Annotated in this window: 15 protein-coding genes; 9 read left to right on the top strand and 6 right to left on the bottom strand. The window is 50.8% G+C overall.

Annotated elements, in window-relative coordinates; translation table 11 throughout:
• The first annotated feature begins 227 nt into the window (after nucleotides 1-227).
• Nucleotides 228-1,013, top strand: a complete 786-nt coding sequence (locus SH451x_RS22000; RefSeq protein WP_479359313.1) for an HpcH/HpaI aldolase family protein — start codon at nucleotides 228-230, stop codon at nucleotides 1,011-1,013.
• A gap of 44 nt (nucleotides 1,014-1,057) precedes the next feature.
• Here SH451x_RS22000 and SH451x_RS21995 read toward each other — a convergent pair whose 3' ends face one another.
• Entirely contained in the window at nucleotides 1,058-2,473 is a 1,416-nt protein-coding gene (locus SH451x_RS21995) for a Gfo/Idh/MocA family protein (RefSeq protein WP_479359312.1), read from the bottom strand.
• Nucleotides 2,474-2,543: 70 nt separating this feature from the next.
• Complete coding sequence (locus tag SH451x_RS21990) at nucleotides 2,544-3,686, bottom strand: formylglycine-generating enzyme family protein (RefSeq protein WP_479359311.1); 1,143 nt, start codon at nucleotides 3,684-3,686, stop codon at nucleotides 2,544-2,546.
• Between the two features lie 192 nt (nucleotides 3,687-3,878).
• Here SH451x_RS21990 and SH451x_RS21985 point away from each other — a divergent pair, with 192 nt between their 5' ends.
• Complete coding sequence (locus SH451x_RS21985) at nucleotides 3,879-4,967, top strand: FAD:protein FMN transferase (protein WP_479359310.1); 1,089 nt, start codon at nucleotides 3,879-3,881, stop codon at nucleotides 4,965-4,967.
• A 9-nt stretch (nucleotides 4,968-4,976) separates the two neighbouring features.
• On the opposite strand, the gene rnr is transcribed toward SH451x_RS21985, so the two are convergent.
• On the bottom strand, nucleotides 4,977-7,391 hold the full coding sequence (rnr, locus tag SH451x_RS21980; protein WP_479359309.1) for a ribonuclease R: 2,415 nt from the start codon (nucleotides 7,389-7,391) through the stop codon (nucleotides 4,977-4,979).
• 220 nt (nucleotides 7,392-7,611) lie between these two features.
• Here rnr and SH451x_RS21975 point away from each other — a divergent pair, with 220 nt between their 5' ends.
• From SH451x_RS21975 to SH451x_RS21965, 3 genes are all read left to right on the top strand, one after another.
• Nucleotides 7,612-8,013, top strand: a complete 402-nt coding sequence (locus tag SH451x_RS21975; RefSeq protein ID WP_479359308.1) for a response regulator transcription factor — start codon at nucleotides 7,612-7,614, stop codon at nucleotides 8,011-8,013.
• A 55-nt stretch (nucleotides 8,014-8,068) separates the two neighbouring features.
• Nucleotides 8,069-8,524: a DUF423 domain-containing protein gene (locus SH451x_RS21970; RefSeq protein WP_479359306.1), complete on the top strand. Its 456-nt coding sequence runs from the start codon at nucleotides 8,069-8,071 to the stop codon at nucleotides 8,522-8,524.
• A 169-nt stretch (nucleotides 8,525-8,693) separates the two neighbouring features.
• Nucleotides 8,694-9,470, top strand: coding sequence for a tetratricopeptide repeat protein (locus SH451x_RS21965; RefSeq protein ID WP_479359305.1), 777 nt, complete (start codon nucleotides 8,694-8,696; stop codon nucleotides 9,468-9,470).
• 53 nt (nucleotides 9,471-9,523) lie between these two features.
• On the opposite strand, the gene SH451x_RS21960 is transcribed toward SH451x_RS21965, so the two are convergent.
• A complete protein-coding gene (locus SH451x_RS21960) occupies nucleotides 9,524-10,096 on the bottom strand; it encodes an ECF-type sigma factor (RefSeq protein WP_479359304.1) in 573 nt (190 codons plus the stop codon).
• Nucleotides 10,093-14,928 carry a protein kinase domain-containing protein gene (locus SH451x_RS21955; RefSeq protein WP_479359303.1) on the bottom strand — a complete coding sequence of 1,612 codons (4,836 nt, stop codon included), beginning with the start codon at nucleotides 14,926-14,928 and terminating at the stop codon, nucleotides 10,093-10,095. Before SH451x_RS21955 ends, SH451x_RS21960 begins: the two co-directional genes overlap by 4 nt.
• A 630-nt stretch (nucleotides 14,929-15,558) precedes the next feature.
• Between SH451x_RS21955 and tnpA the strand changes: the two genes are divergently transcribed.
• From tnpA to SH451x_RS21935, 4 genes are all read left to right on the top strand, one after another.
• Nucleotides 15,559-16,011 (top strand): IS200/IS605 family transposase, encoded by a 453-nt coding sequence (tnpA, locus tag SH451x_RS21950; protein WP_479359302.1) that lies wholly within the window; start codon nucleotides 15,559-15,561, stop codon nucleotides 16,009-16,011.
• Between the two features lie 448 nt (nucleotides 16,012-16,459).
• Nucleotides 16,460-19,039 carry a hypothetical protein gene (locus tag SH451x_RS21945; RefSeq protein WP_479359301.1) on the top strand — a complete coding sequence of 860 codons (2,580 nt, stop codon included), beginning with the start codon at nucleotides 16,460-16,462 and terminating at the stop codon, nucleotides 19,037-19,039.
• A 39-nt stretch (nucleotides 19,040-19,078) separates the two neighbouring features.
• Nucleotides 19,079-19,735, top strand: a complete 657-nt coding sequence (locus tag SH451x_RS21940) for a helix-turn-helix domain-containing protein (protein ID WP_479359300.1) — start codon at nucleotides 19,079-19,081, stop codon at nucleotides 19,733-19,735.
• A 171-nt stretch (nucleotides 19,736-19,906) separates the two neighbouring features.
• Nucleotides 19,907-20,824: a hypothetical protein gene (locus SH451x_RS21935; RefSeq protein WP_479359299.1), complete on the top strand. Its 918-nt coding sequence runs from the start codon at nucleotides 19,907-19,909 to the stop codon at nucleotides 20,822-20,824.
• 1 nt (nucleotide 20,825) lies between these two features.
• On the opposite strand, the gene SH451x_RS21930 is transcribed toward SH451x_RS21935, so the two are convergent.
• Nucleotides 20,826-22,691, bottom strand: coding sequence for a DUF885 domain-containing protein (locus SH451x_RS21930; protein WP_479359298.1), 1,866 nt, complete (start codon nucleotides 22,689-22,691; stop codon nucleotides 20,826-20,828).
• Between the last annotated feature and the right edge of the window lie 33 nt (nucleotides 22,692-22,724).

Raw genomic sequence — 22,724 nt, 5'->3', positions numbered from 1 at the left:
CAACGAGTCAGTGCGCCAGTATGTTACAAATGCCAAATTGTCAACGAACGGATGGTAATTCATGCTCGCAAGCTTGCTCTACCGCCAAAACAGTATAACTTTGCGGGAAGAATGAACCAGACCTTCAAGGCTAGAAAAGCAAATTCGCTGCCAGCCAAGATTCAGCCAATCGGCGGTTACAGTGATGGTCATTCCGTAAATCTAAAACTCCTTCCGAATTCAAAATAATGCGTGACAATACGGTCAAGAGATCACTGATAAACAATGAAATTGTCTGTGGCGTTATGGCACAGGAATTTGCCACGCTGGGATTCCCAAGTATCACCGCCAATTCCGGCGCGCAGTTCGTCGTCTACGACATGGAACATACCGGTTGGTCGCTTGAAACGGTCAAAATGCTGATCGCCGCTGGTCGTTCAACGTCACTGATTCCCTTCGTCCGAGTGCCCACGGCGGAATATCACTGGATCGCTCACGTACTAGATATCGGAGCGTGCGGCGTCGTCATTCCACTGGTCCACAATGCTCAAATTTTGGAAAGAGTTATCGAGTCAGCTTATTATCCGCCAATAGGCCGGCGAGGCTGCTCCTTTGGATTAATTCATGATGACTATCAAGCGGGCGATTTGCCAGCGATGATGCAGCATGCAAACGAAAACTTGTTATTAATCGCTCAAATAGAATCGCAAGAAGGAGTCGACAACATTAACGCGATCAGTTCGAACCCTAATGTGCACGCGATTTGGATAGGTGGCTACGATCTCAGTTGTTCGTTAGGATCGCCAGGAGATTTTCAATCACAACGGTATCAGCAGTGCGTTGAGCAGGTGATGGCATCCTGTCGCAAGCACAGCAAAACAATCGTGCTGGGGACACTTGATGCCGGCGCGCTAGCGCAAGGGGCGGCAAATGGCTATCAGATGCTTGTCTATACATCCGATCTAGGGATTTATAGCCAAGCATTGCGCCAGTGCATGGACGCAATTAAAATGCAAAAGACGCCGCAAAGCTAAATTGCCGCGTCTTTTCATTTCATACATGCCCGACCGTCGAGCCTCTATCCAAGTCGGCGATCGTATTCGTAGTTTTTCAGAATACCTGGCATCGGTATAGGATAAGTTCCATCTGCATTGGCTGGCAGTGGCGAAGTGCCATTCAGCGTCAGGCTGGCGAGATCCGGTGCAAATTCGTGATCGCAATTAAGCATGTCGTCATAACGCACGATTTGCCCCGTGTGAGCTGCCATTCGTCCCATGGAAGTCACAACGCTGGCAGTCACCCCGCGTTCAACTTCGTTATGAGGTTTGTCTTCCCGGATTGCGGAGATCAAGTGATCCCATTCAAGCTGATATGGATTCGGTTCCGAGTCTGCACACTGCCAAGTAATGTTCTTGCGACTCATGTCTTGGCTGTTGTAAATCTTGCATTTAGCTGGCGTATGACCAGCTTTGGAGATCACGGCCGAGCCTTTCGTGCCATGTGCGTAAGAGGCGAATTCGTCGTGGCAGCCTGGCATGCAGCGACCGTTCAAGAACAGCTTTGTGCCGTCTCCAAAAGTATACTCGACCGAATAAGTGTCGAAGTTTTGATCAATATTTTCGCCACGGTAATGCCGGCCTCCGCACGCTTGTGCTTCGACAGGCCAAGCGTCTTTGACCCAGCAGCATTCGTCGATGTTATGAATCAAGAAATCGCTGTAAGCTCCACCACTCAGCCAAAGAAACGAATGGAATCGAGAGATTTGGAACATGAGTTCATTCATGCTCTCCGGTTTGGGTAGAGAGAATGCGGAAGCGGTTGGGCCGGCCATGCGATACGCTCGCATCATGGTTATGTCACCAATTTCGCCTTGCCGAATTCGTTCGATCATCTCCTTTCGCATATCGCAGTGACGGCACATTAGTCCCACACCGACTTTGAGATTCTTTTCCACTGAACGTTTGCCTAACTCAAGCATGCGCTTAGAAGTGGGGCCATCAATGGTGACTGGTTTTTCCATGAACACGTTCAGTCCCTTTTCGATGGCATAGGTGAACTGCAGCCAGCGAAAGGCAGGTGGCGTAGCGAGGATGACAATGTCGCCTGGGCGAAGAGCATCCATCGCTTGTTTGTAACCGTCGAAACCGATAAATCGCCTGTCCTCTGGAACATCCATCTTGTCCGCAAAAGCAGCCGACAGTCCACTATGGCTAGGGTTCAGTTTTTCGGGGAACACATCCGCCATGGCAACCATTTTGAGTGGGCCGTTGTTAACAGATAGCGCATTCTCGGCAGCTCCTGTACCCCGGCCTCCGCAACCCACCAACGCAAGTTGGATCGTGTTATCTTCTGCTGCATGCACTTTAGGGGTGGCCAGTGCGCTCGTGACAACCGACGCTGCTGCTGCAGCCGTGCCCGTAGTTCGCATAAAGTCGCGCCGGCTGGCACCTTGTTTGGCAGTATGAATTGAACTGTTATTTAGATCGGACTTCACAGTATTTCCTTGGCACAAAAGGTAGGGAGAGGTTAAGGCGAGCGTTTGCGTAAAATTGAGTTAGGCTGGATTATCTATCGAGGGGAAGTGGAACTGGTCGTTCTTTCTGAATCGGTTCACTGTACTCCCAGTAGGAGTCTTTATCATCCTGGGCGGGTTCCTCAAATGGCCTAACGATGCGAAATCCTACGTGAAGTGCATCTGTAAGATACCAAATGCTAACAGGAGTTTGTGGGTCTTGAGCGATCCATTCTTCGGACGAGCCTTCGCGGGCGGAACTGCGAAGTTTTTCGGCGGGTTGATTCCATCCGCCGCCACGAACAACACGCGGATATAAGGTCTTGGGAACAACAAGCGGATCCGCGATCATTTCAGAATTCGAATCGCTTGCGTAGCCCCCGGACGTGTATTGGTCTAAAACCCATTCCGCGACATTTCCATGCATGTCGTAAAGTCCCCAAGGGTTTGGCTTTTTCTGCCTCATCCGCTCATAGCCTTCGTCATAGTTGTCTTCGAACCAAGCGTAGTCTTCTAATTCGGCCGGGTCGTCTCCGAAAGAGTAAGCGGTTGTTGTGCCAGCGCGACATGCATACTCCCACTCAGCTTCCGTCGGAAGGCGATAGTATCGCCCTGTCTTGGCCGATAACCATTTACAAAAGACACGAGCCGAGTGCTGCGTCATGCATATCGCTGGATAGCCTCGCTTGCCCATCCCAAACGTCATGTCGACGTAAGGCGGTGTCGGCTGGCTCTTTTGGAAGACGTCAGCTATTTCGTCGCGCTTTGTGATTTTAAAACCACGAGTTTCACGCGAGCTTACATCTAAATCAGACATCCAGACATCGAAGACATCCCAGCTTATTTCACACTCGCTCATCCAAAATGGCGAGATACTCACTTTGCGAACTGGAGCTTCATCAGGACTCGCCTGTTGACTATCGCTTCCCATTAAGAATTCGCCGCCCGGAATTGCAAGCATCGTAATCGATTCGTCCGTGTGCTCGATCTTTTCGATGTACTTCCGCATTGCGTCGGGTGCACTTGCGCGGGCTTGCTCAATGGGCAAGACGCTTTCAGAGAGCGAATCATCCCCGATCGCGACAGTCGACCAGAATGTAAATATGAAAGCAAAGACGACGTGCAAAACTGAGTGACAAAATGACTTTCGTTCCAAGCTACTTTTCATCGAGAGAATGGTTGCGGAAATTGACATGTCTTCCTTGGAGATTCAGCGAAGCTTCGGAATTTAACTACATTCAAACCCGAAGACTTGTGGACTATATTGGATTGGTAAACAGAATCATTTCGAATCGCAGCGCGATTGGATACTGAAATGAGCGAAGGTGGGATTCAAGCAATCTAACTTCGATGAGCAAAGATTGCAACATATTCCGACCGGTGAACAATGAACCGAATTCTCAAAACTTTTTTCTTCTTGTCGTACGTTGCCTTCGTGGAAACCATATTTCCAACCTTTTGGCAGCCAGCATTCGCTCAGAGTACTGAAGCGCCGGTGCCGAACAATCCAACGTTGAACGGCTACGAAGTCGAATTTCCTGCGATGGGATCGACGTTCAACTTCTCGATTTACGCTGCAGATGAAGCCGAGGTTCTCGCTGTCGCAGACGAACTGCAGGCCGAAGTTTTGCGGTTAAACCAGATCTTCAGCGATTATGATCCCAACAGTGAACTCGAGCGGCTTCTGGCGGCAGAAGATTCGTCCACTGTCGACCTCTCGCCCGATTTGTTTGCTTTGCTGCTCGAGTGCGATCGCTGGTATAAAGAAACAGGCGGCGCATTTGATGCCTCGGTCGGAAAGCTTACAAAGCTCTGGCGCAATGCGAAGAAAGAAAATCGTATACCCAGCAAGAGCGAAATTGAGGAAGCACTACTTCATGTTGGTTGGGATAAAGTCAAACTGCTGCCGGACCAGCAAAAGATTTTGATCCACGATTCTGAACTAGAAATCGATTTTGGTGGCATTGCGACAGGCTATACCGTAGATCGGTGCTTCGAAATGTTAACGGCCAAAGGTCTGCACTATTCATTGATCAATAGTGGTGGAGACATTCGTTGCGGGGAAGCGCCGCCTGGCCGTGATGGCTGGAATATAGAAGTCGCAGCGATCGAGCGAGGTGGAGATGCCTTGCGTCACTTGGTCTTAAAAAACTGCAGCGTTACCACGAGCGGAGATCTGTGGCGATATATTGAAATTGAAGGTGTGCGGCGAAGCCATATCGTGGATCCTCGCACTGGTTATGGAATTCCGGGTCCTATGTCGGTAACTGTCATTGCCGAAACTTGTTTGGAAGTCGACGTTCTCGGGACTACGCTTTCAGTGCTAGGCGAACAAAAAGGTCTGCAGTTCCTAAGCAAGAGTTACGCTCGAGATGCAGAGGCGTTTTTTGTTTGGCAAAGCGCGGACAAGGGAGATTTGCAGATGATCGCAACCGAGGGTTTTCCTGCAGGAACAGTTCCTGTAACCGCTCGGTAGAACTCGAGTTTACTTGCGACGTTTCGATTTGCCTGGCTTTTTCGAGGTCGCAGGATGAATCGTGCTACGCGAGGACTTCTTCTTTTTTGCCGAAACGGTCTTGGCTGGAGCGGTATGAGCCTCTGTCTCCGTTGACTGGCGGTTTGATGGACTGCCAGAGCGGCTCGAGCGTTTTTGTTTGCTGTGTCCGGTGCCTAGTTTATGAGTCGACGATCGGCCTTCAAAATCAAAGTACAGTTCGCGCTTGGCAAGATCGACTTGCGTGACACGAATCAACAGACCATCGCCCATGCGGAAGCGGTTTTCACGTCGATAACCTTCCATGCTGTAGGTTTGCCGGTCGAACTTGTAACGGTCGGCAGGAAGCGATCGCATTTGAACGACTCCTTCAACCGGTACCTCATGCAATTGAACTACAATCCGATCTGGCTTGACTGTTGTAATGGTGCCGGTGAAGGTTTCGCCGACGCGTTTGTGCATGTAATGCAACAGCTTAACGCGAACTAGCGCACGCTCGGCTTGTTCAGCATTCTGCTCGCGATCGCTGCAATGTTGACCTTGCCTTGTCAGAACTGCGAGCGGTACGTCGGCTGGCTTTCCGTCGACCACGTTTTGAAGAATTCGATGGACGATCAAATCGGGATATCGCCGAATTGGACTAGTAAAGTGACAATAGTTTGTCATGTCCAAGGCGTAATGGCGCTCGGGGAACGGTTGATAAACCGCTTTTGACATGCTCTTGAGAATCGCGTAGTTGACGGCCTGCTCGAGTGGTGTTCCTCGCACCTCTTCTACCACACGTTGAATTTCAAAGCGGCTATGCATATCGCCAGCTTGAATACCGACAGCTCGAATGAACTCAGTCAACCTTTTTAATTTGATCCCTTGCGGTGCGGGATGTACTCGCCGCATGAAGGCCACTTCAAGCTGATCGAGGTAGGTCGCCACGGCTTGATTCGCCGCCAGCATAAATTCTTCAATGATCTTATGGCTATCGGTGTACTGCGTTAGATGAGCACCTTTGACTTTGCCGTTGCGATCAAGATCGATTTTTACTTCTGGCAAATTCAACTCGATGGCACCATGTTCTAGCCTACGATTACGCAGAACCATCGCAAGAGTGTGCATGTCCTTTAGCAAATGATTGATGGCGGGCGTTACATCAATCGAGCTGGGCTTGTCGAGAAATTGGTCGACCATCTCATAGGTCAAACGCTGTTGGTTGCAGATTACCGATGCGAAGAACTCTGAATGGATTGGAACTCCACCTTCGTCGAACTCAATCAGCACCGTCCTCGAAAATCGACGCTTGTGCGGCTGCAAACTGGCTAGCGAATTGCTGATGATCTCCGGAAGCATCGGGATGACACGATCGGGCAGATATACGCTCGTCGCTCGATCGGCAGCTTCTTCGTCAATCTTGCTTCCGGGCTGAACGAAGTGGCATACATCTGCAATATGAACCATCAGTTCCCAGTTGCCGACTTCATTTCGGCAAAGTGAAATTGCATCGTCAAAATCGCGAGCGTCGACCGGATCGATGGTAAGTGTTGGAACTTGCGTCAAATCGCGGCGGCCGTCGAGCGCATTTTCATCAAAACGATCTGCGACCGATCGCGCTTCTTGAACCACCGCGTCGGGGAATTCTTCGGGAAGGTTGAATTGATGCAGGACTGCGATCGTATCGACGGCGGGATTTCGGCTGGTTCCGAGGACTTCGAGAATGACGCCTTCGCCGGCTAAAAAGTGTCCTGTCGCAGTTACCTCTGGGTATTTCACCATTTCGAGGACGACTTTATTGTCGTTTTCGATCGGGAGGCCGCGAATATCGCCGACAGCGATGGGGTACTCAAGATTCACCCCATCGAGCCAAACCACGGGCTCGCCATTGATCAGTTGGAAGGTACCGACGAACTTGCGGCGCCCTCGTTCGATAATTTCGGTGACCGCCCCTTCCCTGCCCGGCCCAGCCTTCTTGGCGGAAATTTGAACATCAACCAAATCACCTTCCATAGCAGACTTCGTAAAGCGGCCAGGGATAAAGATGTCATCCGGACTGTCCAGCAGGCTTGGGTCGAGCGGTCTAACGAAGCCAAAGCCGCCAGCCGCCGAGCGGAATGTTCCGCGAACTAACTGGTTGATGTGTCGAGACTTACGTGGCGGACGGTCTTCGGGTTCCGCGTCGTCACGGTCAGTTTCCAGCGGCCGATTTGCTTTGTCAGCATTGCCGATCGGGGCGATCAGGTGGTTGGCTTGGAAGGAAATGAAGCCCTTTCGAACGAGCTTCTTCAGTAAACTGCGGAGGGCGGCGTAGTCTTCGGGGGCTACATCCAGCAGCTTGGCGATTGTTTTTGGCTTGCAAGGGCGAAACTCTGGCGAATTAACCAGTTTCAGAACCGAGGTCGCGAGAAGCGAGTTTTCCATAGGTCTAAGGATAGATCGATAGGTTTTGTCCGGAAAGTGGAATAGAGGAAGAAATCAAGAAGAAGTTCAGATCCTCGAATCATTAGCCATAGCCCGTAGAAGCAATCCCGGGCGTGGTTTAAACTGCGAGGGATGCTTGAGAAGCATTCGCAGTTTGCAGTATTTACGCAAGAAAACCCTCGGCGACTGCGCCCGCCTAATGCTCTACAAAGGAATTGTTGTGTCCGACGTTGCTCCCGCTTCCACAAAACAGGCACGGATCCTGATTATTGATGACGATGATGAAATCCGCGAAACGGTTTGCTATGCGCTTACGAGCCAAGGCTACGAAGTTCACGTCGCGCAGGATGGAAATGAAGGCTTGGCGATGGCCGAAACTTTGGAACCAGACCTTGTACTGCTCGACATGATGATGCCTAAACGGAGCGGTTTTTTAGTTCTGGAGCAGTTGGGCCAAGTGATCAGCAAGCCTATTCGAGTCATCATGATGACGGCAAACGAAGGCGAACGGCACAAAGCCTACGCTGAACTACTGGGCGTCAGCGATTATCTGCATAAGCCATTCGCCATGGAATCGATGCTTGAAAGTGTCCGAAAAATCCTGGCTGAACCTGCGTCGTAAGATACTGCGTAGCAAATCATACTTCCGCATTACAATTTCGGGATCAAAAGTAGTGATGAGTGACATTGAGTCTGAACGATCACAGGGGCTGGCCAAGTTCTCGATGGCGACTCGGGTGCTTCTGTTGGTCGCCGCGTTGCTGGCTGGCTCAGGCGTAATGCTGGGTGCCTATGCTGCGCACGGTATGCAAGATATGCTTGCCGAAAAAGGCTTCGATGCTGCCACTGTCAGCAAGAAACTGGACCAAGCCGAAGTCGGCGTCCGCTATCAAATGTTCCATGCACTCGCCATTTTGGTCATCGCGGCCACCGGATTGGGAGCTCGCTCGCGGTTGTTCGTCGCTGCGGCTTTTGCATTCATATTGGGTGTGCTCCTCTTCTCGGGAACTTTGTATGCAATCGCACTAGCCGATTCGACCATGCATTTGGTCGTTCCCTTTGGTGGGCTTGCTATGACCATCGGCTGGGGTTTGCTGGCAATCGGTGCCTTTACAGCTCGACAGCAAGCATAGATTGCGACGTTTTTCAATAAAATTCAAAGATTGGCTCAAGTCCAGGTGTTGAACGGTCTTGCCGTCCCACCGACAGAAATGCTACACGATCAGTTCGTTCTTGGTTTGCCTTCTACGTAGCGGCAAACTTAGGCAGCGAAACGATTCCGACGATCAAGGTGGCAAATCGGTGTACGCAATCAATGCAAAAATCATAAAGCATACGAGAGTGCTCGTGGTCGCTGTTTTGCTATCGCCACTCGTTCTGGTCGGCTGTCGCTGGGGCAGCATGGGGCAAAACGGCCTCGGCATGCAGTTGTATCAGCAGGGTAAGTACGCTGAAGCGTTGCAGCAATTCGAGCTGGCCAAACAATCAGATCCAACCAATCCCGACACATATTACAATCTTGCATCAACCTATGCTCGGTTGGGTCAGATGCAAAAAGATACGAAAATGTTGGAGCAAGCAGAGGTGTTGTATAACCAATGCTTGGACTTGTCGCCGAATCACACCGATTGCTACCGCGGATTGGCTGTGCTGTTGGCGGAAACGAATCGCAGCGACAAGGCGTTTACCTTGCTGCAAAACTGGAATAAACAAAACCCAACGCTAGTTGATGCCAAGGTCGAACTGAGTCGCTTGCAATCTGAGTTTGGGCAAACCAAGTTGGCACAGCAGACTCTTGATGAAGCGTTGGCTATGGATCCCAATAGTGCGAGGGCTTGGGCAGCGCGTGGAAAGCTGCGAGAGGATTCGGGCGATTTGATCCAAGCAGTACAGAACTACCAACAGTCACTTGCGCTGAACGCGCTGCAACCCGAGTTGTATCAGCGCGTCGCTGCTTTGAATGTGCAGATGGCGCAGAACACACTGGGGACCGCAAATTCAGCGATCATCGCTAGCGGCCAAGGCTCTGCAGTAAGCGGAACAAGCACCGGATCAACATCGCCCACCAACCGCTATTAAAGACGGTTCATTCGTTAGCGAGCGGCATAAGTTCTTTGTTTCTTCTGCGCTAGCTACTGCAATTGCACCTTTAAGAAGGCTTTGGCGTAGGTCCACCAGCGATTAGCGGTTGCACGCGAGATGTCAAGGAGCGTTGCAGCTTCCGCCAGGCTGTAGCCGCCAAAATAGTGCAGCTTGACCAGCTCTGCACACTGTGGATCTTGAATGGCTAATGTATCCAGTGCATCATGAATGCCCAGCAGTTCGGCGGGTCGCTCGATGTGAATCTGGTCTAGTTCGAGAAACTCGCGTTTTACGTCGCTGCCGCGTTTTTGCGCAAGTTTACGCCGAGCGGAATCGACCAAGATATGCCGCATCGCTTCGGAAGCAGCCAAGAAGAACCCGCGACGTGACTCGTATTCAAGTGTTTGATTTGGTCCGACGAGTTTCAAATAAACTTCATTGACCAACGCCGTCGGTTGCAGCGTATGTCCTTCTTTTTCATTGGCCAAATGTCGTTTAGCTAGTCTTCGCAACTCATCATAAACCAACGGAAACAGTTCGCCCGCTGCCTCGCCATCACCCGATTCGATGCGATTCAAAATTTGAGTAACGCAGGTCACGGAAAAATCTTGACTGCCACTCATTCATTCGATCCTTCCAGGACCTGCCACGTTTCAGTTTGCAGTAGGCGAAGAGTTGCGGTTCGATTCCAGGGAACGCTAGAAGGCGTACGAAGTTCCTCAATGACCATTTCGTCTGCTCGACGTGCCCAATCAGTGGCAGTGTCCGTGTTCCCCAACGTAGCTTCGCACATCGCTAAGAAATACCAAGCATACGCGGGCGACGAGTTGGGCGTTTCGCTTTCAGCAATTTTCAGCAACTCGTCGCGGGCTCGTTCAACCTCTCCTGCACGATAAAGCAAAGCACCCAACTCGACACCCATCGTGTCGTCCATGTGCAGTTGTTGATAAAGATCTAAGGCCGCCGAGTAGTCTGCAAGCGATGCGGGCGCTAGACTAGCCGTCCAGGCACTAAAACGAGCTTCAACTGGCTCCGTTGTTTCGGCAAATTTATCAAGGATTGAGCGGCATGACTCTTCATATCCCTGTCGATTCCCCACGACCAGATAGGCCAAGGCCTTTTGATAATAGGGTTGGTGTCCATTCACTTGATTTTCAATATCTTGATCAAAGCCTTCGAGCCACTCTTGCTGGAAGGTCGGGACGACACCTTTTTGTAGCTGTTCATCCGTAATGCTCTTGAACCATGCATTCGTTGTCGCACGAGAGTCAATGCCCACGTTGAATGGCATGATGCCTGATGGCACCAATGTCAGAAACGTTTGGTAGCCATGCATGATCGCCCGCAATTCTTCGGTTGTCGTATCGTGTTCATCCTTTTTAAGCTGAGCGATATAGCAGTTTACTTCGGCGTCGACCAGTAGCGTTTCCAGCGCAACGCGTCGTCGCCAATCCTCAGGACTTTGCTCAAACTCCCTCGCAATTCGAGCGAGTGTTTGCCTAGCGGCTGCAAAAGCTTCGCGAGCGTCGCGTATGTTGTCCGGCTTTGACAGTCGGTGGCAAAGACTGTAACGAATGTCTAATTCCATTCGTAACGCTTCTTTGGTCCCAAGAGCCTGGGAGTGTTCGTTCAATGCTTCCAGGCATGAATTGCCCAACTGCATGGCCACGCATTCATCCAGGTGGCCGTCAATCAGGCATTTTGCAGCAACTAGATAGGCTTCGAATCGCTCTTCAGATTTGATAGCTGGTTCAATCCAATTGCGAATCTCACTCGCAAGCGTTGTTGGACAAGGTTGAGTAACTCCATCAAGTATTTTGAGGAGTTCTTGCAACGGCCCACGCCAAGCGGGCGCGGTGACCGGACGCTCAAATTCGTCTGCGGCTGCTTGCTTCAGAAAGTGCTGGTATACTTTGCCGTGAGTTGGAATATCGCTATCGGTAAGCGGAATAGCAACCCTTGGTGGACCGAATAAGATCACCGCTCGATCGAATGTTCCGGCAGCCAATTGTTGGCCATCAGGACTCCATCGGACTTGTGAAAATCCAACCATCTCGGCCCCTGTCAGTTGGATCAGCTCTTTACCAGTGGCTACATCCCAAATCCTCACTGTGCCATCGTGACTAGCAGAAGCCAAACGCCGACCGTCGGGTGAGAAATCAAGGCCATTGACATCAGCAAAATGTCCACGCATATGGGCAATCACTTCAAGCGTTTGTCCATCCCGAATCCAGATATCTCCATTGTTGTTTCCCAAAGCTACGAAACGACCCGATGGGTGCCAAGCGATTCCAAAACTTGCAGAGGAATGACCGTCCGGAAACTCAGTAAATGTGCCATCAATTCGAAAAAGAGTCGACCAGCCATGGCCGCCAGAAATGAATCGAGTTTCTGATGGATCCCAGGCACCAGCAAACATTCCATTTTGAATATTGTCATGCCACTCATGGATCACTTCTCCAGTTGCACCGTCTCTTAGCAGCGGTGGGCGGTTACCGTTATGAGTCATCACTAATTTCGTTTTTGGACTCCAGTACGCAATCGGATCGCCGAAGAGCTGGCATGGCATTTTCTGTATTTCTAATCCAGTATATGGATCATCAACCTGAAGTCTATCGCCAGTACTAGCCCGCAGAATGAACCGTGAATCGAGGTCCCATGCTAGACCCTTGCAAAGTCGAGTATTCGTGAATTTCAAAGGCCGCATCGAAACGGAATTGAATAGTGCGCTCATGCCCCCCACCCAAGTACCATGCATAACTTCGCCGGAAGCGTAGATTTTTGAATTGTCAGGTGACCAGTGCAATTGGGTTATGCCATTCTTGCCATTGCTTTGCACCGATAGATTTCCAATCTCATCCGGTATCTGTGCTCGCAGTTCCAATTCGATATCTTTTAAACCAAGTATTTTTACATCCAAGTTTGACGCGACAGCAAAGCGATTTCCGGACTGAGTTACCGCTAAGGAATACAATGGGACGTCGGAGGTATGCCAGCTTTGTCGTTGTGATTTTTCTAAAACATCCCACAAACGAACGGAACCATCACGTGACGAGGAAATTAATAGATGGTCATTGATCCACGCCACATCCGTAACAGAGGAGACATGGCCTGTGAGTAGGGCGGTATCTTCGCCTCGCTCGTTCGCGATCCGGATATTTATGCCTTCGGAAGTTGCTAGCAAATTCCCCGATGAATTCCAAGCCGTGGCGAGACCAATTTCGAGGTTGTGGGAGGATAAAGCAGTCGTTGATTTATCGGCAGTGTTGAAGATCAAACGCTTTCCAAGCCGCAGACCCGCCAGAATCCGATCGTCATGCGGATGCCAAGCTAAATCAGCTAGATAGCTATGCTTTTCAACGGAGTGTATGAGCGATGTTGTGCGATCTTTTAAGTTCACAACAGCAATGTCGCCATAACGACTACCAATGGCGATGCGCTCGCTATCAGAGTGCCAGCTTAGGCCACCTATCATCACTCCGGTGATTGCATTAGAACGAATCTCAAGTGGTTGGCTCCGCCAAACTTGCCGCCCGTCTTGGCTGTCTAAGACAATCAGTTCGTTGGTTTCCCGAGTTCCGACCGCGATGTATTCACCGTTGGGTGACCATGCCATTTTTGCGAAGTCTGCGCGACAGTCCAGACGTCGCAATTTCTGAAACGTGTTCACATCCCAAATATCAATGAACGTTGGGGCAGAGAACGTTGCTAGTTCGTTTCCCGTAGGATTGAATGCAACCATTAATGAAGATCGTGTCTGGTTCACCTCAGGCAAACTGACATATGCAGACTTTACGCACTGCTGAAGGTAATGCCATTCCCAGCCTCGGAAGTCGATTTCTCCCTCTGCGGGGACGGTACTGGCTAATAACGAAGCAAGGCCTCCAAAGTTGCGTTCCTTGAGCGCGGCCTGCATGGATGCCAGATTTGCTACATATAAATTCCACTGAGACTCTCGAACCGCCGACTCGGTTCGTTCCCGTAACTCTTTCTCGATCACCGTTGCCTGTTGAGCCTTTTCTGCGGCGAGTTCCGCCTGCTCGCGAAGTTTCTGCTGCTCGACTCTAGCAGCTTGTACGTCGATCAAGGCCTCCCGCGTTTTTGCCTGCTCAACGGTAACCTGTCCCAATCGTTGTTCAACTTCGCGTTCTGCGTTTGTTGCTCGGATCGCTTGACCGACGCTGACGATGGTGCCAGCCACAAGCATAGCAAACAGCAGCAGGGCAGAAGTCAAGAGACCGCGATACCTGCGCATTATCTTGTTAGTTAAATACCAGACCGATGGAGGGCAAGCTAACACGGGGGCATCGTCGAGAAAGCGTTGAATATCAGCCGCGAATTCTGACGCTGTCCCGTATCTGCGTTTTCGATCTTTGGCGAGTGCTTTAAGAGCGATCCAGTCGATTTCACTGGAAATCGCCTTGCATATCTCTCGTTGATCCAAGCCCCGACTTTCCGCGACGGTAGAAAGTGCGGCTTTGGGGAAGGTCGTCACACGTTGACTTGGGCGAGGCGGGTCTTCTTCACGGATAATCCGACGCATTTCGTCGAAGCCAGACTTCAACAGCCGATCGCGGTCAAAGGGAGTAACACCTGAGATTAACTCATACAATAAGACTCCCAACGAATAAATGTCAGTACGCGTATCGATGTCTAAACCGCTTAACTCAAGTTGTTCTGGGCTCATGTAAAGCGGTGTACCCACGACTTGATTAAACGCCGTGTAGACGGTGTGCTGCGTGAGGTTCTGATGAAGGGCCTTCGCAACGCCGAAGTCAATGACTTTGACGACAGGCTTGCCATCGTGCAATGTCACCAATATGTTCGGTGGCTTCAGATCGCGATGAATTATCCCCTTTTGATGTGCGTGCTGTACTGCGCTGCAGACGTCCATGAACAGTTTTAGTCGTTCGTTGATCGTCGCTTTTGCTTGGTCGCAATACTTGGTTATTGGCAGGCCACGGACTAACTCCATCACAAAGTATGGCAGTTTTTCGCGCGTGGTCCCCGCGTCGAGAACTCGGGCGATGTTGGGATGTTCCATCATAGCGAGTGCTTGACGTTCGGCTTCAAAGCGCGCGATGACGGCTTTGGAATCCATGCCGGGTTTGATGACCTTCAGCGCGACCTTGCGTCGTACCGGTTTGGTCTGCTCGGCGACATAGACAACCCCCATGCCGCCTTCGCCAATCTGCTCCATCAGCTTGTAGCGATCTATCTGACAGCCAACATCGATGGCATCCATCGATGTAGTCACATTTAAATCGACCAGGGGATTCGCCATGAAGCTGCCCGATTCGGCCGCGTTCTTGAGAAGTTGTTCGAGGCGTTCCTTCAAAGCCGGATTGCCTTTGCACGCCTCGTCTAGAAATGCGCTCCGCTCTCCCGTTGGCAGGTCGATGGTCGCCAGCAACAAGTCTTTTTCATTTGGGACTGAGGTAGAGTCTTCTGGCACGATCAACCATCCAGCAAAGTGATTTATAAAGGCGCTTCCACCAATTCAGGCGCAGAAACGACGATGATTGTCGCATGAGATTAGTGTAAATGCGTCAAATTTGTTTGAAAGCAACAAGTCTCGGCGTTTATCACACGATTACGCGTCCATGGGATTGGAAATCGGATCAAATTTTTGAATCTCGGCATCGAGTTGCGTCATTTGTGTTAGGCCTGAAAGGCCGGTCTCCTCCAGCCCAGGCCAAAGGCCTGGGCTTTTGGTCCGCCCCAATTCGTTAAGGCCTGAAAGGCCGTGTTCAATTATGACTGCCTGGATATGAACGGCCCCTACAGGGCCGGATGATCATTATGTGAACCGTAAACCCAGGCCTTCGGCCTGGGCTGACAGAACGGCCCCTTCAGGGCCGAAGAATTTCTGACAGAACGGCCCCTTCAGGGCCGGAGGATTTCGGTTTTCGGCCTGAAGGGCCGGTCTCTACCAGCCCAGGCCAAAGGCCTGGGATTTTAGATCCCCCCGGAATCATTGAGGCCTGAAAGGCCGTCTCAATTGCATATGGCTATTGGGGGCGATTAAAATTGGGGCGTCATTCTCAGATGCGATCGCCATTTCCCTGACCACAAGAGGCATCCCATGTCGCAATCGCTTGCCAAAATCTATATCCATCTCGTTTTTTCAACCAAGAATCGATATAAGACCCTAGCGGACGCTTGGCGCGAAGAATTGTTTTCGATCTTGGGCGGAGCAACCAATAGTGTTCAATGCCAATCGTTGATCGTTGGCGGCGTAGCCGATCATGTGCATCTGTTGTTTCAGTTGGGGCGGACTGTGACCATTGCTGACGCCGTAGGTAAGATCAAGTCGTCAGCGTCTTCTTGGATTAATAGCACGAGAAAGCTCTCAGAAGAGTTTCATTGGCAAGGCGGATACGCCGCATTTTCAGTGAGCCAATCCAATGTTGAAGCGGTCAGGGATTACATTCGACGTCAGCCCGAGCATCATGCCAAACAATCGTTTCAAGATGAGTTACGAGAGTGGCTCAAGAAATACGAAATCGAATGGGATGAACGATATTTGTGGGATTGAACCTTAACCGCGTCCAACGAATGAACGGCCCCTACAGGGCCGGATGATCATTATGTAAATCGTAAACCCAGGCCTTCGGCCTGGGCTGACAGAACGGCCCCGTCAGGGCCGGAGAATTTGGTTTTCGGCCTGAAAGGCCGGTCTCTACCAGCCCAGGCCAAAGGCCTGGGATGTTGGTCCGCCCCAATTCATTAAGGCCTGAAAGGCCGTGTTCAATTTTGATCACCTTGATTGGAACGGCCCGTGGCGTTTCCACATTTCTGAATATTCCATGAGACAAGCCAGTCGATTCGTGCGCCCGTATTGTTGAGGCAAAACATTTGGCACAAATGCAAAACTCAACGATGGCGATGTTTTTCTGGACGGTTTACGGCTGTTTCTTGCATTGAGAATTGTCAGTCCGCAAGCGTCTGCCCGCGCAATTCAATTAGGCACAAGGATCACAGCTATGTTTCGAAATTCTAAAACCAAAATGGCACGTGTCCCCAATCTTATGGCGGGGAAATCTTCCACTATCGGACGTGCAATACGTGCAAGGAAATCAAACATCGAAACAAGGATTGGCCGCAAGCTCCTAGCTGAACAACTCGAGGCAAGGAATCTGTTCGCGGGATTGGCACTCGAATCTGTAATCACCACGGAAAGCGATTTTCCCGTTGGGAAGTCCTATGCATACGCTGTCGCGGCTGACCTCTTTGGCAATACTTACATGGGCGGTCAGTTTACGGGCACCGCTGACTTTGATTGGAACACTACACATGCTGATAAGAGGGACGTATTGACTGCGCGAGGATATAGCGACGCGTTTGTAGCGAAGTACGATCCCGCGGGGCAATTCTTGTGGGCGCGCAGGATGGGGGGCGATTCGGCGGAGAGTTCTGACGATACCGGCTATGGAATTGAGACCGACAACTCAGGAAATGTCTTTCTGACAGGCAACTTTGGACAGACGGCCGATTTCGGTGGAACCTCTTTGGCAAGCGTTGGCCTGAGAGATTCGTATCTGGCCAAGCTTGATTCAAACGGAAACTTCCTGTGGGCCGCGGGTCTGGGGACGGAAGTCGATGACTTTACAACCCAAATCGAGGTTCACGAGAGTGGTAGCGTCACTGTTGCGACAGTCAGTAACTTGGGATCCGGGCAATCGGCAACTAGAATTCGGCAGTTCGATGCAATAGGAACGCAGCTTTGGCTCAATGAAATCGGTGCAAATGCTTTCCAAATGCGAAGCGATGCGAGTGGCGATCTTTACATCGCTGGACATATTTCCGCGACAGTTGATCTAGATCCAGGTCAAGGCGAATATTTGGTCACCGGATCTTCAACCACTCGCAAGAACTTCGTAAGTAAGATTACGAACAACGGAGAATTCCAGTGGGCAACGAGCATAGCTTGGGAACCAAGTGACTATGCAAGTTCTTTTCAGATGCTGGGCTCGATAGCGGTTGGCCAAGATGGCTCGATCGCTCTGATGGGCTCTTATGCTGCTGGTGACGTTCGAATCGAGCAAGGAAACAGTGTAAGCCCGCTGCCGTCTTTTGATAGCCGTCGAGCATTCTTTACATTACTCGACGCATCGACCGGCGGCTTTCAGTCTTACAAAGCATATGAAGGAAACTTTCGTAGCCAATCACTTATTTCTACAACCAATGGGTATGCCGTAACTGGCATCACGGCTAGCACAGGTGGTTTCAATCCCGTCGCCAGCATTTCGCTTGCAGGATTGGGAAGCAACGATGTCTTTCTCATGACCCTGGATCAAACCGGGAATGTATCGTGGGCGGGATTGGTGGGAGGCTCAAGTATAGACAACGTTTTTCAGATTAAGTCGGACCGAGACGGGGGCGTGTTGGTGCCGGGATACTCCGCTTCGGCCGCCTTTGATTTCGACCCGAGCCCAGTTCGTTCTACTACCGTGAGTAACGTTGCTTCATTCGTTTTGAAGCTCAAGCCTATGTTGGCGACGAAGTTTTATGTGGTTGACGATGCTTCCAGTAATCGGACTTACGAGTATGCTGCCGGCCATAGTACGGTCGAGAACTATACTCTCAACAGCGGAAATACAGCACCGCGTGGTGCGGCTAGCACGGTGGCTGGCGATAAAGTCTGGGTCGTCGATGCGAACAAGAAAGTCTACATCTATAACGATAGCGGTGTGTTGTTAGGTTCTTGGACTGCTGGTTCGGTGGCTTCCACTGCAACGATCGAAGGGATCACGACCAACGGGACCGATGTCTGGTTGGTTGACGCTCGGCAGGATCGTGTCTATCGCTATGTTAACGCAGCCAGTCGATTGTCGGGCAGCCAGAATGCGACGAGCAGTTTTGCACTCAACAGCGGCAACCGTAGTCCAAAAGACATCGTAACTGATGGGACATACATCTGGGTGGTCAACGATAGCACGACCGATAAAGTCTTTAAGTACACGATGATGGGATCGCTGGTCGGAAGCTGGACGATCGCCTCCGTGAATTCGAAACCGACTGGTCTCACCATTGATCCCTCGGGAGCAAGCCAAAGTATTTGGATCGTCGATAACGGCACTGATCGCGTCTACGAATACACCAACGCTCGCAGTCGAAATTCGGGCAGCCAGTCAGCAGCAGCTTGGTTTGCATTGTCGAGCGGGAATGGTAATCCTCAAGGAATCGCCGATCCACCAGCGTCGAGCAGTACGCCCGTCGCTCCTGTAGACTCAGCAATTCCTCTCAATGATCTCGTCTTTGCGGAATTTTCAGGCCCATCCTCAAGTGCGCCGATGATCGAGAGTCGCGGGCTGTCTGCAATTCAGAAAACTAATTTGCGTCGTTTGGAGACGCGGTCAAACGACGCTCCCGAGAGCGAATCGCGTGTATTGTCCGACGAAGCAGTCGCATCATTTGGATCGTCCAATAGTTTGCCTTTTTCAACACGATTGCCACGGTCATTGAATTGGTCAGATGACCTACCTGCTGAAAAGAACGGGTTGGAAATGGTAGATGATGTTTTTGCAGATTTGGGATCACGCACTAACATCGTCGGCGTTTAGTTTCGAATGCTGCTACGGAATTCATTTCAAGTACAGAATATGACTCAAGCACAATCCTGTATCAGTCGTTCGGTAGCTTGCAACGGCAAACTGATAACGCAGTTGCGAAGACAGATAGGTTGGACGCAACGCGAACTTGCTCGTAGGGCGGGCTTTTCCGAGAGGCTCATCGTCAAAGCGGAAGCTAGCCTGAACATAGCTGTATCGACGCTCAGCATTATTTCGCAAACGCTTACCGAAGGGGGCGCGACTGTGTCGACGTGCGAACTAACGGTTGATCCACTTGTTCTGGCCAAGAAGTTCCTTCACTCCATGTATCAGCGTGATCGGAATGTAATCGACTTTAATGCTCAATTCATTTCGCCACATGTTGTTGTTCACTTCTCGGGTGATCCAGCGATCTTTCCATTCGTTGGAGAGCACACTGGCATCTCTGCCGCACGAGAAGCGTTCGAGAGTTTCAATTCTGCACTAGAGTTTCCAATCGATGACTCCGAGATTGCAAGTTTCGTCGTTGCTAGCACTGGCCAAAGAGCACTCATCTGGGGTGAGACCTGGGCACATTCCATGCGAATACCGCTGTCTGGACCTATCAAGTTTGCAATCAAGATGGATTTTAAGGAGGGGCTGTTGGTTGCCTTCAACGATCGCTTCGACACATTTGAAGGCAGAGTAAAATTGGCTGAAGCAATCTAGTGGTGTACGATATCGCCGAACAAAACTCTTCAACTGTGTAAAGTCTTGAGTCCACTCCCGTCATGTGGTTGGCCGTTGTGTTGGCAAGTGAGGCTGAAGTGAATTAGACTAAGCTGTTGCTTCTACTAGCACTTCCAAAGCTATCTGTCGGAACGCGGGGCGGCGGTGACTATGATCAATCTGAGTTTCATTTCAAAGGGCCTGCTGGCCGTCTTGTTAATTGTGCCGTTTAAGTTGGCAAGAGGCGATATCCAGATCGCGGGCTTTGATGCTTCGGTCAATGATCGTTTTACGAATTCACCTCTGTTTATCGCAAACGGTTTTGACGTTAGCGGTATCGGCCAAGATTCTGGAGGCAAGTGGGCGACTTTGATCAGTCCCAATGTGGTTGTCTCTGCAGATCACTTACAACCATCCGGAAACATTTCCTTTTTCGCTGGTAACGATCCCGCAATGGTTCCTGTCGTTCGCACGATCATTCAATCCCAACGCATCAGCGGAACGGATCTCTGGGTCGCCAAGCTAAACACGGACGTAGACGCGAGCATCAAGCCGTTTGGCTTCGCGACGGAAACTCTTACCGGCCTCCCTGCCGTCGGTGATAACATTACGATCGAGGATGCTTCAATCTATCAAGGCTTAAACGGTTTTGTCGTGGGAAGATCTCCGACGGTACATGCGGCGAACCAAGACCAAGCGTTCGGAAGAAACGTCATCACGGGCTATGCAGAAGATATAGTCTTCGAAAGCTCGCTTTCCGACACCTTGGTGTTATGGTTGGATGAAGAAACTGATGCCGATTTCGTGACGAATGAAGCGCTCGTAATTGGCGGTGACTCGGGCGCACCGTTTTTCGTCGAGCAAAACGGGCAACTAAAGCTTCTCGGAATCAACAGTTTTCAACTTCAAGATGACTTGAAAATACCAGTTGCAAGTGGCATAAGCTACATCGGCAACAGTGCCACGCAAATTCAGCAGTTCATCAACGTCGCCGCTGTGCCAGAGCCCGGATCCATTTTCTTGATAGGTTCGTTTGCAATCGGCATTTACCTTCGCAAGCGAGGTAAGCGTGCTGCTGCGGTCGCTTAGATCACTTCGAAGCAGACTTCGAGTTGCGAATCCACGTTCGAACTTGGTTCTCGAGAGTTCGTAAGGGGACGGACCCGTTGGACAAAACAGCGTTATGAAAACCTCGCACGTCGAAATCGCCGCCCAGCTCCTTCTCTGCCTCTGTGCGTAGCTCCAGTATCTTAAGCTGGCCGATTTTATAACCGAGAGCTTGGCCCGGCCAACCAATATAGCGGTCGACTTCGGCAACAATATTGTGCTGGCTGAGCGCAGTGTTGTCTCGCATGTAGTCGATCGCTTGCTGACGCGTCCATCCCATGTCGTGGATCCCGGTGTCGACGACCAGCCGGCATGCTCGCCATGCTTCCATGCTCAAACGACCAAAATCCTGGTATGGATCTTTGTACATGCCAATCTCTTGTCCAAGCCATTCGGCATACAGCCCCCAACCTTCGACGAATGCGGTGAACAGTGTAAAGCGACGGATCGGATGAACGTCCTCCAGTTCCTGTTGCAGAGCAATTTGGAGATGATGGCCAGGTACCGATTCATGCAACGCAAGGGCTTCCATTTCGTATTTGGGGCGTTGCGGCAAGTTGTAAGTGTTCAGATAGAAGAAGCCGGCTTTCGTACCATCGGCGGCTGGCAGCCAGTAGTAAGCGCTTGTTGTTTGTGGTGCGACGAAACTTGGTATCTCCTTGAGGCCATAGGGCGTCCGCGGAAGTTTTTCAAAGGCGGCGGGCAGTGCTCCATCGATTCTCTTCAAAATCAGCGCCACGAACTGCAGTAGTTCTTCGGGTGTTTTGGCGAAGTGACGTTCATCGCTTTGGAGCGAGCGAACAAAAGATTCGAGATCCCCGTCAAACTTCAGCTCCGCAATTAAGTCATCCATCTCACTGCGGATTCTGGCAACTTCGTTGAGTCCCAACTGATGGATTTCGGCAGCCGAGAGATCAAGAGTGGTGAAGTGACGGATTTGATCTTGGTAGAATTCACGGCCTTGCGGTAACGCTCTAGCAGAAATGCTTGACCGAGCGGCTGGCAGATACTCTTGCTTTACGAAATCCAGCAGTTCGCGATACGCTGGAGCAACATGCGCGATTATTGCTTCACCAGTTCGTTGCTCCAAGTCCTTCCACTCTGCGTCCGCTATGTTGTTAGGTTTGGGCTTCCGGAAAGGAGCAAAGAGTTCGCTCGCCGTTGGATCAGAAACAATGTGTGGTTCGATTTGTGAAGCGATGTCGCGAAGCACAATTGCAGGCGTCGTATAGCCTTGCGCGATTCCTTGCCTCATGAGGTTGATCATTTCCGCGTTATATCGCGGGAAATCGGTTAAACGCGACAAGTAGTTCTCAAAGTCCTGTTTGTTCCTCAGCGTCATTGAGTTAGCGAGTTCAGCAACCGAGAGATGGTAGCCGCTGCGGCCCGTCAATGGCATCATGAAGCTGCCAAAGGTATAGCTCGAGATTGAGCTTTGCAGCCGCAATCGCATAACTTCATGATTGATCTGAGCGACTGCCGATAAGCGGCTAGCATCGACACCCATTAGTTTGACTAGCAACTGTTGTCTGTATTCGAATCGTCGGCGTTGATCATCGACAGTTTCTGACGGAAACGCATCTTGGCCAATGTCTTCTCCTGTTTCCATCGCAAGCCAGCTATCTTCACGAAGCTCCCAGTTCCAGTAGGTTTCTAGCAATTGGTCGAATTCGGTTTGGCTGGTTGAAGTAGTGCTGGAAGAAGCTTGATCTTGAGCAAGACCCAGCGGGACACATACCCCGAACATGAATAGCAGTTGGAATGCGAAGTGGATGTAACGCTTCCATTGCTCGTTCGTCGATTTAACTAAAAAGCTGGAAGAATTGAGCGGGTGCCGTGGCGTCTTCATTTAGAACTGTGCAGTCGATAGAGTATTTAGGAT

The organism is Njordella aestuarii (assembly GCF_056494165.1).
The sequence above is the reverse complement of the archived record's forward strand: the minus strand, read 5'-3'. Positions and strand labels throughout refer to the sequence as shown.

Excerpts from the sequence above, each read along its gene's own strand:
- SH451x_RS22000 (WP_479359313.1), top strand. The coding sequence starts at position 228 with ATGCGTGACAATACGGTCAAGAGATCACTGATAAACAATGAAATTGTC.
- SH451x_RS21990 (WP_479359311.1), bottom strand. The coding sequence starts at position 3,686 with ATGTCAATTTCCGCAACCATTCTCTCGATGAAAAGTAGCTTGGAACGA.
- SH451x_RS21985 (WP_479359310.1), top strand. The coding sequence starts at position 3,879 with ATGAACCGAATTCTCAAAACTTTTTTCTTCTTGTCGTACGTTGCCTTC.
- rnr (WP_479359309.1), bottom strand. The coding sequence starts at position 7,391 with ATGGAAAACTCGCTTCTCGCGACCTCGGTTCTGAAACTGGTTAATTCG.
- SH451x_RS21970 (WP_479359306.1), top strand. The coding sequence starts at position 8,069 with ATGAGTGACATTGAGTCTGAACGATCACAGGGGCTGGCCAAGTTCTCG.
- SH451x_RS21960 (WP_479359304.1), bottom strand. The coding sequence starts at position 10,096 with ATGAGTGGCAGTCAAGATTTTTCCGTGACCTGCGTTACTCAAATTTTG.
- tnpA (WP_479359302.1), top strand. The coding sequence starts at position 15,559 with ATGTCGCAATCGCTTGCCAAAATCTATATCCATCTCGTTTTTTCAACC.
- SH451x_RS21945 (WP_479359301.1), top strand. The coding sequence starts at position 16,460 with ATGTTTCGAAATTCTAAAACCAAAATGGCACGTGTCCCCAATCTTATG.
- SH451x_RS21940 (WP_479359300.1), top strand. The coding sequence starts at position 19,079 with ATGACTCAAGCACAATCCTGTATCAGTCGTTCGGTAGCTTGCAACGGC.
- SH451x_RS21935 (WP_479359299.1), top strand. The coding sequence starts at position 19,907 with ATGATCAATCTGAGTTTCATTTCAAAGGGCCTGCTGGCCGTCTTGTTA.
- SH451x_RS21930 (WP_479359298.1), bottom strand. The coding sequence starts at position 22,691 with ATGAAGACGCCACGGCACCCGCTCAATTCTTCCAGCTTTTTAGTTAAA.